Here is a 17,351-nt window from a genome sequence, read left to right on the forward strand (position 1 = left end):
AGCTTGAGCTGTATGTCGCGAAAGTGACACGTACAGTTCTTAGGCGAGAAGGAGGGAGTAATTCCTCCGACTTAGCCGACAGTTTAGATAGCCGGTTAAATAATAAAGATAAGCATAATATATAGGGAATTGCATCATTTGCAAATCTTTCAAGCATAAAATAAATAGTAATTTGTAGGGGGAGGAAAATATGTTGAAAGTTGATATAAGGCATTGCTTTCTTAATGATGAAATAGGTGAGGCGGCTGATAGTACATAATGATGATTATGACAAAAGAAAACTAAATGGAAAAAGTATAGGGATTCTGATAGTGTATTTTTTAACTGAAAACTCCCTCATATTATAATCGAAAAATTCCCCCACCCTTATATCAATTGATAACTAATGTGGGTTGCCATTGACATTGAGCCTCTGTGCATATTGTTATATGCCATTAAGCAAGGCATTGTAAACAATGCCTTAGCAATAGGTATAGGCTACCACATGCACTCTCAATGTAAATGGTACGCTTCGCCAACCCACACTAAAATTATCAATTGCAAATTAGGTGGGGGAATAATTCAATTATAAAGTGGGGGAGTTTTCAACTAGTATATACATTTATAGCTCCGTCAGTATATTGGGCTAATAAGGTTGGATTCGAAGATCCTGAGATTGGTGAATATATAGTAAAAGCTAGAAAAATAGGAGGGCATTCATAAAAAAGTATCCATATCCAATGGTTCCCAATAATAAAAAGGAATATCAAATAATGGTCAAAGGAAATTTACATGATATCTGTGAACGAAATATTAAGATAAATGGAAAAACAAATTTCAATTTGTTGGATTAAATAAAACTAGAAAAATGTGCGGTCTTTAATGCACATTTTAAAAATTTGTGACATTATCTGAATAGGGATGTAGATAATAGCCATACTTATTAGCTTCCTGCTCATATAAGATGAAGCTAATGATTTGTTTCTAAATAATCAGTATAGTACTATACAATATAATTGGTTCGGGTTAGTAAAGTGAGAATACATTGCAAACTGACTTAGAATTATATTTAAGGAAGGTAATTAAGCTTTATAGTACAAATCGTATTAGTTGTATAGTGGAAAAAGATTCAAGGAGGTACTAAATGATAAAAATAAATGATTATAGTTCAATTTCATTTGCACAATGGGTAATAAATCGCCATAGCTTTAGTAATTTGAATAATTTCAACGAAAATGAGATTAATGAATTAGTGGAAATTTATCTAAAAGAAAATGCTCAAAAGTGGAATTTAAGGTTGTTTTTTAAACTATTTCAGGATTATTTAATTAGATTTGATACCCAAATTTATGAAACGAGCGATTTAATATTTGTTTTTAAAGATTTCTGCAAGAATACGAGAAGTCTAGAGTTTATAGACTCTAATTCTATAGAAAGAAAAGTGTACTTATACCCTTTATTACACTACTTTTGCAACTATGCTAATATTCGCACAGCAAAACAAATAGATAATAAGTTAAAGCAAATTGCTTGCATATCATATAAAAACCGAAATGGGCTTTTGGAGTGGTTTAACGAGGGCATAAAGTTATTTAGTGAAGATCTATTATATTTATTTAGAGAGTATATGCATAATTTATTTAGTTATGACTTTGATATATTTTTAGAGTGGATTTATAAAAATAAAAAAGGAAGTTATTATTTCGAACCAACTAATTTAGATGAACTTAGTTTTGATTATAGGAAATACCAACTAATTGAGAAAATTAAAAATGGAATAGTTGATGATAATATACAGCTAAGAATTGAAAGAGGTATAGAAAGACATATACCTCTTCAATATATTACATATATTGAAGAGTATAATCTACTGGATTTTGTTAATTACCTTGAGAAAAAAAGTATAAATATTTTTAAGGAAGTGCCTAAAGAAATCCTTGAAGGACTGGCTGAAGAATATGTAAGTCAATTCCCCTACGCTAGCAAGAAGAAAATTTATAATTTTATAAGAGAAATTAGAGATAATAAAACACTTTTTAGTAGATTTACAGATAAATTCAGAAAAAAATATGGAAATAATTTTAGTTTAGATAGGTATATTTCTTGTAAATACCATGGAGTTTTTTTATTTAGAAAGAATGATAATTTATCAGAATTTCTAAGAGTTTTCTGGCCTGATATCCATGCTGGAACTGGAAATACTATTGATTTTTATTTTACGGATCAAGATATAAAAAGTGATTACCATTGCAAGTTTTGGATGGAGAAATATACCAACATAGAGATGAATGTAAAAGAGTTTCCATCAATTTTTTTGTGGCAAATAGGAAGCATCAACAAAAATCATATTTTATTAAAAGGACTATCACATAAAGAAATTTATGAGGTTATTGAATATTTAACTGCTCAATTGGAAAATACAAGCTTTAAACAGAGTATTTCTGAAACTAATATTAAAGTAAAACAAATTATAGATAACAAGAAAACAATTAATAATATTTACATTGCTAATAATAGTCAAATAGGAGCATTTGGTGAAAAAGCTTCTTCAAATAATAATACTTTTACAAAATAGGGAGGATTACAAATGAAAGATTATAAGGCAGAAAACTGCCAAATAGGAGCATTTGGTGAAAATGCTACTTCAAACGGTAATAAGTTTGAACTAAAAAATGGAATGATTTTTAATGAAGATATTAACCTCGAAGAGTTACGTAAAGAACTTGAAACTTTATTAAGTAAAATTAATTATAAGCAAAATAAAAACAGTGAAGAGTACCACTTTCTTGCAAACATAATGGAGATATATGAAACTTCGAAAAAAAATAGTAAAAAAGATATAATCGATAAAATTCAAAAATATGCTACCAATTTATTTTATACTATGTCAACTGGTGTAGGTGCTGGAATAATTGCTAATATAGTCTTCAAAGCACTTGTTACAAAGTAGTAAAGTTACTCGATAAGATATAAGAATTAAAGCATAATGCTGTTTTAATGAGGATATTCATAGCAAGTGGGTCGGCTTCACACCCCTCCTAAGGTAACTGTGAGAGCGCCAAGATAAGGGCGTATCATATAGCGGGCGGGAACCTCGCTGACAAAGGTCTAACAAACCACTCATAGCGAGTCTTGGACATCATAGGGTAACTTATGATGTTAAGCGTAGACAGTTAGATAGTAGGCGTAAAGCGTAAAGTTGAAGGGAGTGAGCCTCGAAATACCTATCGGGAAGGCTGATACTGTTCACAGAGTAGAAAGCAATATTCGTATATTCGATAAGTGAGAATATGCGGGCTTCCTCGGGGTCGGAGACCTTCGCATGCTCTATATAATATTGATCAAATTATTGATGAGATAGAAAGAATTTTCAATACATAAGAGCCTCACTCTCTAGGGTTAAATATCTTTTAATAATACCAGAGATTTAAGTGGGCAGGTTACTGAGATTTTAAAGTAGCAAGTGGGCTGCAGGCATTCCACTAGGGTAACTGTGACTTGGGAAAAACAGTAAATTATAATGCAGTAGAGAACATTAAAAATACCCCCTTTGCTTCTTACAAATTAGAAGAAAGGGGGGCTTTTTTCAATCTAGGTCTTATTTTTCTTTATATTTTCCCCAAAAAATTAGCCCCTGGTACATAAGGTACATTTAAATTATGACCCTTTTTATTTAGTAGCTGTGCTTTTATAATTGCAAGATCTGTATGAACACCTAGAGTACAAGCTATTTGAGAATAAGTAAAGTTCTGCGTTACTAGCTCTAAAAATTTGTCATCGCGCATAAGAAACTCTGCAGCAAAGTAGTTTGCTTGTATTTCAATTGTAGATGGTTTTAAGGATATACAGGTTTCATCCTGATACATATTAATGCCAAGCCCTCTATGAAAACGGTCATGACCAATCTCATGAGCACAAATGGTACTAGCGCTTATCTCATCTATACTATTATTAATAACAATATATCTATTTCTTAGTATATAAGTATAAAACCCTTTTAAATGGTGGAGCTTTTCATATTTCAAATCAATTCCAAGATATTCAGCTATTTTAAAAGGGTTATTCGTTTCATAAGTTTTTACTAGATTATTAGCACATTTAGAAATCATTGAACAATTCATTCGCACACTCCCCACAGGTGTTTAGTAGAAAAGTTATTTGTCTTTTTTCTTCCTACCGTATTTCTCCTTATTTTTCTTTTTTGCATCAAAATAAAGTTCTGAAATTATTCTAAAAACTTCATCTTTATCATCCTCTATGAGTTCACCGCCAGCGAACAGTGTTTCTACACTCTTTAGTACTCCCTGTGCTTGCATGTGACCTATAGCACCATATTTTTCACCAGAATCTTGCAAAAACGAACCATCGCTGCCAAGAAGATAGTCAATAGAAACCTTGAATACTTCCGCAAATTTTGCAATGACTTCCTGTTTTCTAGGGAATCTTTCATTGGCTTCATAGTATCCTAAAACTCTATCGGAAACTCCAATTAACTTACCAAGTTCAGCTTGGGTCAAACCTGCACTGTCTCTAAGTTGTTTAATTCTATCGCCAAATAACATAAGATTCGCCTCCATTTTCTAATTTTATCATAGCAAATTGTTCCATTTGTGTCAATATGTCGAAAACATTATTAAAAAAACTTTTTGTTCGATTTACATTGAACAATTCATTCGATATAATTAACATATATAGTAAATATATACAATAAATCTATAGAGAGGGAGTCAAAAATTATGAAAAATATGGTGTTTGTTAGGCAGCGAGAACTTAAAGGTATGTCTCAAGTAAAGCTTGCAAGTCAGCTTGGAATTTGTAAGGACTATGTGAATATGATTGAAAATAACAGAAGAATGCCAGGATTTAGCCTTGCTAAAAGAATTGCAGATTTATTTGGAATTACAGTGGATCAGTTATTTTTTTGTTCTAATAGTGAACAAAATTTACAATAAAGGAGGAAGATCATGCATATTAACATTGATATTAATATAAAAGCTTCAGAGGAGATAACAAACTCTCTGTTAACTCTTGCTGCAGTTCTTCACAATGCATTTCCTATTTTTAATGTAAATCCAAAAGCAATAGAGCTTAAGGATGAGCGACCTATGAAAAATCAAGAAGTACTAGCACCAAATGATAAGGTAGAAACATCACAACCAGAAGTTAAAGAAGTAACTCTACAGGAAGTTAGAGGAACCCTTGCAAGGCTTTCAAAAAATGGTAAGCAAGAACAAGTTAAAGCACTTATAAAAAGATTTGGTGCTACAAAGCTCACAGAGATTCCAAAAGAAAAGTATGGTGAACTTTTGAGTGAAGCAAATTCTATTAATTAGAGGAGGGTGTATTCATGAAAATAATTACTGGGAAAGTGAGATTTAGTTATGCAAATGTGTGGGAACCAAAGAGTATTAATGGTAGTGAGCCTAAATATTCCGTTTGTATCATAATTTCCAAAACAGATGTGGAAACACTAAGAAAAGTAAATGCAGCAATTGCTCTTGCTAAAAAGGAGGGCCTATCAAAGTTTGGGGCGGGCATACCTTATAATTTTAAAACCCCGCTTCGTGATGGGGATGTAGATAGATTTGATGACAAGGCCTATGCAGGCAGCTATTTTATTAACGCAAATAGCAATATAAAGCCTGGAATAGTTAACAAAAGTCTGCGAGCTATAGTAGATCAAAGTGAATTTTATAGTGGGTGTTATGGAAGAGCCAGCATTGTATTTTATGTGTATAGTTCAGAGGAAAATAAAGGCATAGCCTGTGGACTACAAAACCTTCAAAAGCTGGAAGAAGGAGAAATGCTGGGTAATCGTAGTAGCGCAGAAGAAGATTTTGCTACGCAGGACGAGGACTTTTTAAATTAAGGAGCTGATTATTTGCTTGCTATTGATATAGAGACCTATTCCAGTATTGATATTACAAAATGTGGAGTTTATGCATATACCCAGGCGAAGGATTTTGAAATATTATTATTTGCCTATGCTTATGATGATGAGGAAGTAAAGCTTATAGACCTAGCTTCTGGAGAGAAATTACCACAAAATATTATAGAGGATTTAACAAGTCCACGAGTTATAAAAACTGCTTTTAATGCCTCCTTTGAGAGAACCTGTCTTGCTAAATACTTAAATAAACCTATGATTCCGACTCAGTGGAGATGTAGTGCTGCTTATTCCTTAAGTTTAGGACTTCCGTTAACTTTAGAGGGAGTTTCAAAGTGCTTAAATTTGCAGCAGCAGAAAATGAGAGAGGGAAAAGCTCTTATTAGATATTTTTCTATGCCTTGCAAAGGTAGTATTGATCCTGGGAGAAGACCTTATAATTTAACAGAGTCAGATGCCGCTAAATGGGAGATATTTAAAACATATTGCAAACAAGATGTTGAGGTTGAAAGAGCTATAAGGGGGCGACTTGAACAGTTTCCATTGACAGATAAAGAGCGGGAGCTTTGGGAACTAGACCAAAAAATAAATGATGGTGGAGTTAGGGTAGATAAAGTATTAGTCCATAATGCTATAAATTGTGATGAAGCTTATGAAAAGAAGATTACAGTGGAGGCTGCAAATTTAACGGAGCTTCAAAATCCAAACAGTCCAGCTCAATTAAAAATTTGGCTTCAAGGTAAAGGGCTAAAGGTTGAAAGTTTATCTAAAGAAAAGGTGAAGGAATTACTAGAAGAAGTAGAAGATGCTACTGTCAAAAGAGTACTTGAGCTTAGGCAAGAATTATCTAAAACCTCTGTTAAGAAATATGAAGCTATGGAAAGAGCAATATGCGGGGACCATAGGTTGCGAGGACTTATGCAGTTTTACGGTGCAAACAGAACGGGGCGCTGGGCAGGAAGACTTGTTCAAATTCATAATCTTCCTAGAAATAGTATGGATAACTTAAGCTTTGCCCGGGGACTTATAAAAGCGGGAGATTATGAAATGCTAGAAATGCTTTTTGATAGTGTACCAGAGGTGTTATCACAACTTATAAGGACAGCTTTTATTCCATCAGTGAATTCTAGATTTATTGTATCAGACTTTAGTGCTATTGAAGCTAGGGTTATAGCTTATCTTGCAGGTGAAAAGTGGGTTATTGATACCTTTAAAAGTCATGGGAAGATATATGAAATGACTGCAAGTAAGATGTTTGGGGTGCCAATTGCTAATATAGTAAAAGGCAGTCCTCAGTATGAATTAAGGCAGAAAGGTAAAATAGCAACCCTGGCTTGTTGTTTTGGGGGAAGTGTTGGTGCCTTAACTAATATGGGCGCAATAAAGATGGGACTTAAGGAAGAAGAACTTCGAGGTATTGTTACAGCCTGGAGAAAAACTAATCCAAGGATTGTAGCGCTTTGGAGAGAAATTGAAAATGCAGCAATAGTTTCAGTAGCTGAAAATAAGATAGTTAAAATGCGGTGCGGACTTGAATTTTCTTGTACAAAACGTGTGCTATTTATTAAACTTCCCTCAGGTAGAAGTCTCGCTTATGTTAGCCCTAGAATTGAAACAGATGCTAGGTTTAACAAAGCAAAGCTTACTTATGAGGGAATAGAGCAAGTAACAAAGCAGTGGGGAAGGATTAGTACCTTTGGTGGGAAACTTACTGAAAACATAGTACAAGCAATTGCAAGAGACTGCTTAGCAGAGGCAATGATTAGGATTGACAAGGCAGGCTATAAAATAGTATTTCATGTCCATGATGAGGTTATTTTAGATGTACCAAAGGGTTTTGGATCTTTGCAGGACGTGAATGAAATTATGGGACAAGCTATTGATTGGGCTCCTGACCTTCAACTAGAAGCAGCTGGTTTTGAAACTGATTATTATAAGAAAGATTAACAGCACGGTACGTGATGATTAACTGCACCTAATAATTTTATGTGTAATGTCGGAGGGGAATATCTTTGAAAAACGATGGCCTTATTACTATTGCGATAGGAAGAAATCGTAAAGAGTTAAAGTGGAAAAATCAAATTATGAAATGGTCTGAGTTTTTAAGTAGAGTAAGCAAAACTACAAGAACGCCTGAGACCTGCGAGGAATATAAAAAATTACCAAAGATTGAGCAAGATAACCTTAAGGATGTGGGCGGCTTTGTTGGTGGAGCTTTAAGAGAAGGAAAAAGAAAAAGTGATGCGGTACTGAGTAGATGCCTCATTACTTTAGATGCTGACTATGGACAAAAGGGTCTATGGGATATTATAGAAATGTTATTTGATTTTAGCTGCGCAATGTATACAACTCATAAGCATAGTCCAGATTTTCCAAGGCTTAGGCTAGTTATTCCCCTAAGTAGAGCAGTAAGTTCTGAAGAATATGGTGCGGTATCTAGAAAAATTGCAGAGGAGATAGGAATAGATTATTTTGATGATACAACCTATGAACCTTCAAGACTTATGTATTGGCCCTCAACGCCCCTGGACGGAGAATTTGTTTTTAAGTATCAGGATTCCCAGTGGTTAAATCCAGATGAAATCTTAAGTAGGTATGAAAATTGGCAGGATACAAGTTTTTGGCCGGAATCTTCAAGAAATATAAAAAGGAGAGAAAAGCTAGCAGATAAGCAAGGAAATCCAAGTGAAAAGGGTGGAGTAGTAGGTGCCTTTTGTAGAACCTATAACATCCTGGGTGTAATAGAAAAGTTTTTAAGCGAGGTATATGTGACCTGTCTTATGGAAAATAGATACACCTATACTAAGGGAACAACAGCAGGAGGACTTGTTATTTATGAAAAAGGTGACTTTGCATACTCACACCACGGAACAGATCCCGCTTCCGGTAAACTTTGTAATGCCTTTGATTTAGTAAGACTTCATAAGTTTGGTGCTCTGGATGATGAAACGCGGGAAGGGACACCTATGAATAAAATGCCTTCCTTTAAAGCCATGCAAGAGCTTGCCATGAAAGACAGCTGCGTGAAAAGTCAAATAGCCCTTGAACATATTAATGAGGCTAGTGAAGATTTTAGTAGCGTGGATAATTGGGCAGAGCAGTTAGAGATTAATGCTAAAGGTGGCTTTAAGGAAACTTTGACAAATCTAGTATTGATAATCAAACATGATTCGGCCTTAATGGGAATTGCTTATAATGAGCATAGTGAAAGAATAGAAACACTAAGTGAGGTACCTTGGAAAAGATTAAAGGCTGGTTGGTCCTTAGGAGATGATGCAGGTCTCTCTTGTTATCTAGAAAAAAAATATAAGCTTTGGTCCCCAAGTAAATGTCAGGAGGCACTATTAAAGGTTGCTATAGAGAGATCCTTTCACCCAGTAAAAGAATTTTTAAAGTCACTACCGACCTGGGATAACGTACCGCGTGCTTCTACCTTACTCATTAAGTATTTAGGGGCAGCTGATAGTGAATATGTTAGAGCAGTTACAAGGAAAACCTTATGTGGTGCAATAGCTAGAGTTATGAAGCCTGGAATTAAATTTGATACCACCCTTATTTTAAATGGTCCTCAGGGAATAGGTAAAAGTACTATATTTTCAAAGCTTGGTGGCAAATTTTTTAGTGATGCACTAAGTATAGCGGATATGCATGATAAGACAGCAGCAGAAAAATTGCAAGGGAGCTGGATTTTAGAAATTGGGGAACTGGCAGGTATTAAAAAGGTTGATGAGGATACATTAAAATCCTTTTTAACAAGGCAGGATGATAAATTTAGAGCAAGTTATGGACGAGTAGTGGAGGAACATCCAAGGCAGTGCATTATTGTAGGGACTACTAATCAAGAAGCAGGTTTTTTAAGAGACACCACAGGAGGTAGAAGATTTTGGCCAGTAAAGGTTAAAGGCAGCTCCAAATTTAAACCGTGGGATATAAAAGATATAGATCAAATATGGGCAGAAGTCTTAATGATGTATAACAATGGAGAATCCTTAATACTAGACAGTTCACTTACTGAAGCCGCAGAAACGGCACAAATTGAAGCTTTTGAAAGTGATGAAAGGGAAGGCATAGTTAGAGAGTATTTAGATAAACTTCTTCCAAGCAATTGGGAGGAGATGAGCTTATATGAGCGGAGAGGTTTTTTAAGAGGTGAGGGAGAACTGGCAGTAAAAACTGTAGGAACATTAATACGTGATCGTGTTTGTATAATGGAGGTTTGGTGTGAACTCTTTGGAAAGGATGCAAGTATGTTAAGAAAAATAGATTCTTATGAGATAGGGGGGATAATGAGGAAAATGGAAGGGTGGGAGAAGATTAATGATAGAGTTCAATTACCTATTTACGGATACAAAGAGTTTTTTTGAGGGAATCTGCGGGACAGTGTGGACAGTAGATTATAGGTTGTCCCAGAGCTTGTCCCACCACTTAAAGCCTTATGGAATAAAGGTTTAGAGCTACTTCGGGACAAGTGGGACAAGAATTGTCTATAGAAGTATGTAAATTAGGTAGAATAAAAGGGACAGGTGTGCCTAATACGCATACCCACGTAAGAGAATCTTGTCCACCTTGTCCCAAAGATGTATTGAAACCTAGCAAACAAGTCATTTATACGTTGGACAAGTGGACAAGTGGATGAAAAAAAGTATTGCTCAGGTAGCACAGTTAAATGTAGTGAAGATAAGGATTAAAAAATCACTACGTAGGGAGAGGATTTTATGGGAACAAGAGAACTTAATTTTACTTAACTTAAGGCCTTTTGATGCTGGATTAACCATGGATAAATGCGAGGGATGCATATAGCTTTTATAAAATATAAAAAGGCGGTGTATATCATGGAAAAATTAGTTGAAAAGGCAAAAACTAAAGAGGGCAATTCTACAGAAGAAATAATAGAAAAATTCAAGTATCTAATATTCAAGGAGGCTTCAAAATATCACATTCCGAGTTATAATTATGAAGACTTAGTGCAACATGGGTATCTTTCAGTTTTAAAAGCAATAGCCATGTACAAGCTAGGAAGCAACAGCTTTTACGGTTATTGTATAAATGCCATAAAAATGAACTTTAAAGCCCTTTTAAAAGGCCAAATAAAGCATTTCAGAGAAGTTCCAAACAATGAAATGCTAGATTTTGATACCTCTGGAGATTATGAATTTACCTTAGAAGATGAAGTAATTGCCTATGATGAAGTGAAAAAATTATATGTAGCTCTTGATAAACTTGATCCCCCAGAGCGGGATATTTTGAAGAGATATTATGTTTTGGATCAATCTCTAGGAGAAATAGCTTGTGATATGGATAAAAGCTACCATCAATTTGCACGAATGAAGAGAAAAGCCTTAGAGAAACTAAGAAGACTTATGTGAATTAATATTTTTTAAAAGCTCCGCACAAAACTTCGCAGGGGCGAGTGGTAACTTAATTCAGCTAAAAACGATAGCACGGTGAAGAATAATATGACATTCATCTATCTTCTTATCTTAGGATAAGGAGATTTTTTCATTTTAAAATAAATTTAGATGAGGTAAAAGTAATGAAAGATAAATATAGACATGCATATATTATAAATGAAGTAACCAGCAATAAATACCAGCTTTGTAGGGTATTGAATGATTATGATAGTGATCTTGCGGTAACAGATGATAATGTTGAATTATGTTAATAGAACGTTTTGGTGTGTTAACCACATTTCAGTATGCACCTCTCGCTTCTATAATTGCAGTATTAAAATTTTATTTTCAAATGAAATTGTATATGGTAAAATAAATATATAATTTAGAAAGGGTGATTGAATATTATGGGGATATTAGATAAATACGAGGAGTCAATAAAATTAACATATAATTACGCATATAGAATGTTAGTTCATCTAAAGAATATTATAGATAATTTTAATAGTATACAAGATCCAGATGATATAACAATGGAAGTATATAGAGATTCTATTATTAAAAAGTACGAAACATTAGAAGATTTAACTTGGAAGTTACTTTCAAAGGTATTTAAAGCTTCAGGTTTGGAAATAAATAATCCAAGAGAGTGTTATAAGCAAGCCTTTAAAGAAGGGTTAATCAATGATATAGAAATTTGGAATGATATTTTACTATCAAGAAACTCTACAGCACATATCTATGATGAGGAAGACTATGAAGAAATTAAAAATAAGATAATAAATGATTATACATGTGCCATAGAAGATTTATTAAGCAAGCTATCAAAAGTGGTAATGTGATATGTATGGAATAGATAAACACGTATATGCAAACTTAATTTATTATTTCCAAAATAACACTACCATAGAAAAAGTCATAATATTTGGGTCAAGAGCAAAAGGAACAGAAAATATAAATTCAGATATAGATTTATGTATTGAGTTTATAGGAAAAAGTAAAGGAACTATTGTAGATGAAATTAATGATGTAATAGGAGTATACTCTTGTGATATTGTTTTCCTAGACGCATTAAATGAGAATATAGAAAAACAGATAGAAAGAGATGGAATTCAAATTTATTGTAAAAACTAAAAAAAGCTCTAGAAAAATTGCTAGAGCTTTTAAAGTTTCTAAAATCATTTGTCCGATATCTATTCTGCAATTCTTTTCTCTAAGATTCTTATTTAAATAGATTCATAAAGAAAACAATAGTTGGTATACCTATAAGGTCAATTAGAAATGCTCCAACTAATGGAACTATTAGAAATGCCTTTGGAGATGGCCCATATTTTTCAGTAACAGCTCCCATATTAGCTATAGCATTTGGAGTAGCGCCAAGTCCAATAGTTGTAAAGAAAGCTATCATGAAAGGCGATTGAAAAGTTGTATCCATACTAATTGTTATTATACCGCTCTGTTTTAGAACAAGGGCAAGTATTGAAAATAGTAAACCTCCAATTACTCTTCTTTCTATGGACTTCATGTTTTCGCCAACATAAATAGGTATAATATCATCACAGATACTAACAATATTTTCTGAAAAAAACACATCCTCAGGTAAGTCATCTGTGTTAATAAAATCATCTCTTGTTAAAGCAACTGCCCTCTCTATAATATTTTGCAATTCCCGTACATTTCCATCAAATTTATATTTTTCAATTGCTTGAAGAGCTTTAGCTGAAATACCTTTAATGTCTTTGCTTAATAATATATTATATTTCTTTAAGAAATGGTCAACTAGTCTTGGAATATCTTCTCTCCGTTCCCGAAGTGGAGGCATGCTTATATGTATTACATTTAATCTATAAAATAAATCTTTTCTAAAGTTATTTGTTTTTACCTCCTGTTTTAAATCCTTATTTGTAACTGCAATAAATCGTACATTTATTTTGGTACCTTTAATTGAGCCAATAGGAAATACAACTTTATCCTGAAGAACCCTGAGCAATTTAGTTTGAAGATTCACATCCATATCTCCTATTTCATCAAGAAAAAGTGTTCCTTTATTAGATAGTTCGATAATACCTTTTCTATCTTCAAATGCACCAGTAAAAGAACCCTTTTTAAATCCAAATAATTATTCTTTTATCTTGTTTATCTAAACATTCAACAGCATTTAGAACTATATTTATAAGTACCTGTCTAAATTGATTTTTATCAATAAACACAAAGATATTCTTATTTATATTATTCTCTATAATAATGTTTTCAGTTTGCAATTTGTTTTTTAATAAGAGAATAACTTTATTAACTATCTCACATAAATCTGTTTTTTCCTTGTATGGTTTTTGTGGCTTTGAATATTCCAGCAAATCATTAATCAAGGAATTTAGTCTATCTATTTCAGTAGGAATATCTTTGGACACCATTTCTCTGAATTTAGGATTATCAAACTTTTTGGGTATTAATTCAACGTATGCTCTTATTGAGGTTAATGGATTCCTAATTTCATGGGCAATACCTGAAATTAGGTTGCCCAAAGATTGCATTTTATCTTTTGTTCTAATATTTTCCTGCATTAATTTTTCTTCCGTTATATCTCTAAAGTCTCTTTCAAGTTTTATTTGTATATTCTTTTTTACAAGTATATCATTGGCATTGTTAATTTCACGTGTTTGTTTATTAACTTCTTTTTTTAAACGATTATTCCATTTATAAAACAGAAGCATTATAATGGCAAGAATAGGTATTATAATAGCTGAAAAAAATATAATCCGCTTAATATACCAGTTAGGTAAATTTACAGGCTGGCCAAACCATTTCCTATATATTTTATCGTATGTTCCATTTTTTTTAATTTCTTTAAGTCCACTATTAATTATGCGTAAAGTTTCTACATCTCCATATTTTACAGCCACGGAGTATTTAGTTGGATTGAGAACTTTACCAACAATTTTTATTTTATTTTTAATATCAAGTTTATTTATAAAAAATACTCAAGTTAAGGTATTACCTATATATGCATCTGCTTCTCCTGAAAGTAGCTTATTAATCGCTTGTTCTTGATCATTTGTATAAACGATATTTACATTATTCAAAGTATTAAGATTATCTACTGAAACATCACCTTGTTGTATAACTACTTTCTTGTTTTCCAAGTCTCTAAATTGATTTATATCATTATTATATTCAACAACAAAAATAGATTGAGAATTTTCTAAATATTCCTTGGAGAATTCATAATATTTGTCTCTATCTGTTTCGATTTTCATCCCCTCAATCACATCAACTTCACCATTTTTAAGTTTTTCACAGGCTTCTTTCCAAGGCATGGGATAAAACTTAATATCGATACCTGTAGATAGAGCTATGGCTCTCATTATATCAACGTTGAAACCAGTATATATACCATTTTCATCAGCATATTCATAGGGAGGAAAATTAATATCACCAGCTACCTTGAGAACAATGTGTTTATTTTCCCTTGGGAGCAGATTGGCACTTTTAAAATGGTAGATTACAATTAATGAAATAATAGCTAATATTGAAATTGTAATAATAAGAAGTTTTTTTATTAAAATCATCACCTTACTTTTAAAGAATATTTCAAGTTGTATTTCTGGATAAGAAATTTTATGTTAATTATATCATACCTGGGTAATCTCATATAACAAAGCCCATTTGGTAATCCCCTTTCCATAGATAAAAAGAATTCATTACCATCTGTTATTTGTGCCTTATATAATTGTGTGGAACAATCATTTCCAATATCAAGTCCATACTGCATTTGCGAAGCAATATAATCTATAATTTTATTGTAATAAGAATTTGATTTTTTTAATAAAGTGGGAAGTATGGTTTCTGAAAAATAAATATCACATATTGAATAAAGCTCAATAATGATTCCAGCTTTATTTTTGAAATGCTGATAAAAGCTGCCAACAGAAACACCTGCTTTTTCACAAATAACATAAGGAATAATGAGATATGGTGACCTCATTCAGTATTATGTGGTGGAAAAGGGATATATTGATATTATTAAGTTTGATTCTTATAAATTTAAGTGTTAAGATTTTAACATAATCAAATCACAGAACTGATTTTGTTAAATATGAAGGAGGAATTTTTGTGAACAAGTATCAAAAACTTTTTGAACCAATGACAATAGGTAAGCTGAAATTAAAAAATAGAATTTCCATGGCACCAATGGGATTAGTTTTTTATGCTGACCCAAATGGTGGGTTTAATGAAAATGCGCAAAACTATTATGTAGAACGCGCTAAAGGTGGCACTGGGTTAATTATTACTGGTATTTGTAACGTAGATTACAATGAAGTGGAAGATTTGATAATGCCATGTCCAACATACAGACCTGCATTATTTTGTAAGTCTGTAGCATCTATGATTGAAAGAATTCATGCTTATGATTCTAAAATAATTTTACAGCTTACAGGTGGTTTAGGTCGTTCTGCAATTCCAGGACTTGTAAAAACACACATAGCTCCATCTATTAATGAAAATCGTTTTGAACCAAGTATAATTCATCGAGAAATGACAACTGAAGAAATTCAAGTTTTGATTAATAATTTTATAAAATCTGCTGCAATTGCTAAAAAAGGCGGTTTTGATGGTGTTGAAATCCATGCAGTACATGAAGGCTACTTACTTGATCAATTTGCAATCAGTTTTTATAATAAACGTACTGATGAATACGGTGGAGATTTAAGGGCAAGATTAAAAATCGCAACTGATATTGTAAAAGGTGTGAAAAAAGTATGTGGTGAAGATTTTCCAGTATCTTTGCGCTATAGTGTTAAATCCTTTATAAAAGCTCTTCGCCTTGGTATATTACCAGGAGAAGAAGCTCAGGAAAAAGGAAAAGATTTAGAAGAAGGTTTAGAAGCTGCAAAGATTTTAGTAGAAGCTGGGTATGATATGCTAAATGTTGATGCAGGGACTTATGATTCATGGTACTGGAATCACCCACCAATGTACTTTGAAAAGGGAATGTATCGCGAATTTGGAAGAGCTGTGAAAAAAGTGGTGGATGTTCCTGTTATACTTGCAGGTAGATTGGACAATCCTGATATTGCATTAGATGCACTTAATGGCTGTTGTGATATAGTATCATATGGACGACCACTTCTTGCAGATCCTTATCTTCCAGAGAAAATTCGTACAGGCAATTTTAAGGATATTCGTCCTTGTCTTTCTTGTCACGATGGATGTATGGGAAGAATTGCCACAGGTTCTCCATTGTCCTGCGCAGTAAATCCTGCTTGCGGAAGAGAAGAAAAATATGGTTTAAGTAATACTAATTCGCCAAAAAAAGTATTGGTAATTGGTGGTGGACTCGCAGGTATGGAATGCGCACGTGCAGCAACAATTCGTGGTCATAAAGTAACCATAGTTGAAAAATCCAGTAAATTAGGTGGAAATATTATTCCAGGTTCTGTTCCAGACTTCAAAACTGATGATAGAGAATTAATTAAATGGTACGAATACCAACTAGAAAAACTTAGTATAAATGTTATAAAGAATACACCAGTAGATAAAGCATATGTTGAAAAATTTGATGCAGATGTTATTGTAGTTGCAATAGGTTCATCTCCAATTAGTATTGATTTTGGAAGCGAAAATAACGTATATACTGCAAATGATGTGTTACTAGATGTATCCAAAGCAGGCAATGAAATAGTTGTTGTTGGTGGAGGACTTGTAGGCTGTGAAGCTGCCTTATGGTTAGGACAGATGGGCAAAAAAGTAAGTGTTGTTGAAATGCAAAGTGATGTTTTAGGTGGACCTCATGGAATGCCTATGATGAATTATTCAATGTTAGTTGAGCTTTTAGCATTTAACAATGTAGATGTTTATAAAAATACAAAAGTTGAAAAAGTAAATAAACATTCAGTAGTTATAAATAACGCAGAAGGACTGGCCGAAATTTCAGCTGATACAGTTATTACCGCTGTGGGATACCGTCAAAAGAATGATTTGTATAATAGTCTTAATGATGGTGAAAAGGTACTTTATAACATAGGAGATTCTAGAGAAGTTCGTAATATTATGAACGCAATTTGGAGTGGTTATGAATTGGGAAGAAGTATCTAGAT

At 32.9% G+C, this 17,351-nt stretch carries 19 protein-coding genes; 13 read left to right on the top strand and 6 right to left on the bottom strand.

Annotated features, from left to right (window positions below; all coding sequences use genetic code 11):
* Positions 1-1,123 precede the first annotated feature (1,123 nt).
* The gene (locus G9F70_RS10350; RefSeq protein WP_164947132.1) at positions 1,124-2,554 is read left to right on the top strand and encodes a hypothetical protein; all 1,431 of its coding nucleotides are present in this window, start codon (positions 1,124-1,126) and stop codon (positions 2,552-2,554) included.
* A gap of 12 nt (positions 2,555-2,566) precedes the next feature.
* Positions 2,567-2,929, top strand: coding sequence for a hypothetical protein (locus G9F70_RS10355; RefSeq protein WP_164947133.1), 363 nt, complete (start codon positions 2,567-2,569; stop codon positions 2,927-2,929).
* Between the two features lie 658 nt (positions 2,930-3,587).
* Here the strand turns inward: G9F70_RS10355 and G9F70_RS10360 are convergent.
* Positions 3,588-4,100, bottom strand: a complete 513-nt coding sequence (locus tag G9F70_RS10360; protein WP_164947134.1) for an ImmA/IrrE family metallo-endopeptidase — start codon at positions 4,098-4,100, stop codon at positions 3,588-3,590.
* A 33-nt stretch (positions 4,101-4,133) separates the two neighbouring features.
* A complete protein-coding gene (locus G9F70_RS10365; protein ID WP_164947135.1) occupies positions 4,134-4,541 on the bottom strand; it encodes a helix-turn-helix domain-containing protein in 408 nt (135 codons plus the stop codon).
* 174 nt (positions 4,542-4,715) lie between these two features.
* Here G9F70_RS10365 and G9F70_RS10370 point away from each other — a divergent pair, with 174 nt between their 5' ends.
* The 10 genes from G9F70_RS10370 to G9F70_RS10410 all read left to right on the top strand — a co-directional run bounded on the left by G9F70_RS10370 (position 4,716) and on the right by G9F70_RS10410 (position 12,390).
* Positions 4,716-4,931 carry a helix-turn-helix transcriptional regulator gene (locus tag G9F70_RS10370; protein WP_164947136.1) on the top strand — a complete coding sequence of 72 codons (216 nt, stop codon included), beginning with the start codon at positions 4,716-4,718 and terminating at the stop codon, positions 4,929-4,931.
* A gap of 12 nt (positions 4,932-4,943) precedes the next feature.
* Positions 4,944-5,312: an rRNA biogenesis protein rrp5 gene (locus G9F70_RS10375; protein ID WP_164947137.1), complete on the top strand. Its 369-nt coding sequence runs from the start codon at positions 4,944-4,946 to the stop codon at positions 5,310-5,312.
* A gap of 14 nt (positions 5,313-5,326) precedes the next feature.
* Complete coding sequence (locus G9F70_RS10380) at positions 5,327-5,848, top strand: DUF2815 family protein (protein WP_164947138.1); 522 nt, start codon at positions 5,327-5,329, stop codon at positions 5,846-5,848.
* A 12-nt stretch (positions 5,849-5,860) separates the two neighbouring features.
* The gene (locus G9F70_RS10385) at positions 5,861-7,813 is read left to right on the top strand and encodes a DNA polymerase (RefSeq protein ID WP_164947139.1); all 1,953 of its coding nucleotides are present in this window, start codon (positions 5,861-5,863) and stop codon (positions 7,811-7,813) included.
* 83 nt (positions 7,814-7,896) lie between these two features.
* Entirely contained in the window at positions 7,897-10,230 is a 2,334-nt protein-coding gene (locus G9F70_RS10390; RefSeq protein ID WP_411956015.1) for a VapE domain-containing protein, read from the top strand.
* A 268-nt stretch (positions 10,231-10,498) separates the two neighbouring features.
* On the top strand, positions 10,499-10,666 hold the full coding sequence (locus G9F70_RS10395; protein ID WP_164947141.1) for a hypothetical protein: 168 nt from the start codon (positions 10,499-10,501) through the stop codon (positions 10,664-10,666).
* 32 nt (positions 10,667-10,698) lie between these two features.
* A complete protein-coding gene (locus G9F70_RS10400) occupies positions 10,699-11,232 on the top strand; it encodes a sigma-70 family RNA polymerase sigma factor (RefSeq protein WP_164947142.1) in 534 nt (177 codons plus the stop codon).
* Positions 11,233-11,399: 167 nt separating this feature from the next.
* Positions 11,400-11,528 carry a hypothetical protein gene (locus G9F70_RS26965; RefSeq protein ID WP_263484290.1) on the top strand — a complete coding sequence of 43 codons (129 nt, stop codon included), beginning with the start codon at positions 11,400-11,402 and terminating at the stop codon, positions 11,526-11,528.
* A gap of 132 nt (positions 11,529-11,660) precedes the next feature.
* The gene (locus G9F70_RS10405; RefSeq protein WP_164947154.1) at positions 11,661-12,098 is read left to right on the top strand and encodes an HI0074 family nucleotidyltransferase substrate-binding subunit; all 438 of its coding nucleotides are present in this window, start codon (positions 11,661-11,663) and stop codon (positions 12,096-12,098) included.
* Between the two features lies 1 nt (position 12,099).
* Entirely contained in the window at positions 12,100-12,390 is a 291-nt protein-coding gene (locus G9F70_RS10410; RefSeq protein ID WP_164947143.1) for a nucleotidyltransferase family protein, read from the top strand.
* A gap of 88 nt (positions 12,391-12,478) precedes the next feature.
* On the opposite strand, the gene G9F70_RS27275 is transcribed toward G9F70_RS10410, so the two are convergent.
* The 4 genes from G9F70_RS27275 to G9F70_RS10430 form a co-directional block, all read right to left on the bottom strand.
* Complete coding sequence (locus G9F70_RS27275) at positions 12,479-13,321, bottom strand: sigma 54-interacting transcriptional regulator (protein WP_224617838.1); 843 nt, start codon at positions 13,319-13,321, stop codon at positions 12,479-12,481.
* 40 nt (positions 13,322-13,361) lie between these two features.
* Positions 13,362-14,156: a histidine kinase dimerization/phospho-acceptor domain-containing protein gene (locus G9F70_RS10420; protein ID WP_164947145.1), complete on the bottom strand. Its 795-nt coding sequence runs from the start codon at positions 14,154-14,156 to the stop codon at positions 13,362-13,364.
* A 78-nt stretch (positions 14,157-14,234) separates the two neighbouring features.
* Positions 14,235-14,822, bottom strand: coding sequence for a transporter substrate-binding domain-containing protein (locus G9F70_RS10425; RefSeq protein WP_164947146.1), 588 nt, complete (start codon positions 14,820-14,822; stop codon positions 14,235-14,237).
* Entirely contained in the window at positions 14,822-15,238 is a 417-nt protein-coding gene (locus tag G9F70_RS10430; protein WP_164947147.1) for a TetR/AcrR family transcriptional regulator, read from the bottom strand. The genes G9F70_RS10425 and G9F70_RS10430 overlap by 1 nt, the downstream gene beginning before the upstream one ends.
* 128 nt (positions 15,239-15,366) lie before the next feature.
* Here G9F70_RS10430 and G9F70_RS10435 point away from each other — a divergent pair, with 128 nt between their 5' ends.
* A complete protein-coding gene (locus G9F70_RS10435) occupies positions 15,367-17,349 on the top strand; it encodes an FAD-dependent oxidoreductase (protein WP_318010992.1) in 1,983 nt (660 codons plus the stop codon).
* The last annotated feature ends 2 nt before the right edge of the window (positions 17,350-17,351 follow it).

The sequence above is a fragment of the Clostridium sp. FP1 genome (assembly GCF_011065975.2).
GTDB classification, from domain to species: domain Bacteria; phylum Bacillota; class Clostridia; order Clostridiales; family Clostridiaceae; genus Clostridium_AD; species Clostridium_AD tagluense.

Bases quoted from the DNA above. Each gene is read 5' to 3' on its own strand.
- G9F70_RS10380 (WP_164947138.1), top strand. From the start codon at position 5,327: ATGAAAATAATTACTGGGAAAGTGAGATTTAGTTATGCAAATGTGTGG.
- G9F70_RS10350 (WP_164947132.1), top strand. From the start codon at position 1,124: ATGATAAAAATAAATGATTATAGTTCAATTTCATTTGCACAATGGGTA.
- G9F70_RS10375 (WP_164947137.1), top strand. From the start codon at position 4,944: ATGCATATTAACATTGATATTAATATAAAAGCTTCAGAGGAGATAACA.
- G9F70_RS10430 (WP_164947147.1), bottom strand. From the start codon at position 15,238: ATGAGGTCACCATATCTCATTATTCCTTATGTTATTTGTGAAAAAGCA.
- G9F70_RS10400 (WP_164947142.1), top strand. From the start codon at position 10,699: ATGGAAAAATTAGTTGAAAAGGCAAAAACTAAAGAGGGCAATTCTACA.
- G9F70_RS10355 (WP_164947133.1), top strand. From the start codon at position 2,567: ATGAAAGATTATAAGGCAGAAAACTGCCAAATAGGAGCATTTGGTGAA.
- G9F70_RS26965 (WP_263484290.1), top strand. From the start codon at position 11,400: ATGAAAGATAAATATAGACATGCATATATTATAAATGAAGTAACCAGC.
- G9F70_RS10370 (WP_164947136.1), top strand. From the start codon at position 4,716: ATGAAAAATATGGTGTTTGTTAGGCAGCGAGAACTTAAAGGTATGTCT.
- G9F70_RS10410 (WP_164947143.1), top strand. From the start codon at position 12,100: ATGTATGGAATAGATAAACACGTATATGCAAACTTAATTTATTATTTC.
- G9F70_RS10360 (WP_164947134.1), bottom strand. From the start codon at position 4,100: ATGAATTGTTCAATGATTTCTAAATGTGCTAATAATCTAGTAAAAACT.
- G9F70_RS10395 (WP_164947141.1), top strand. From the start codon at position 10,499: ATGAAAAAAAGTATTGCTCAGGTAGCACAGTTAAATGTAGTGAAGATA.
- G9F70_RS10425 (WP_164947146.1), bottom strand. From the start codon at position 14,822: ATGATTTTAATAAAAAAACTTCTTATTATTACAATTTCAATATTAGCT.
- G9F70_RS10365 (WP_164947135.1), bottom strand. From the start codon at position 4,541: ATGTTATTTGGCGATAGAATTAAACAACTTAGAGACAGTGCAGGTTTG.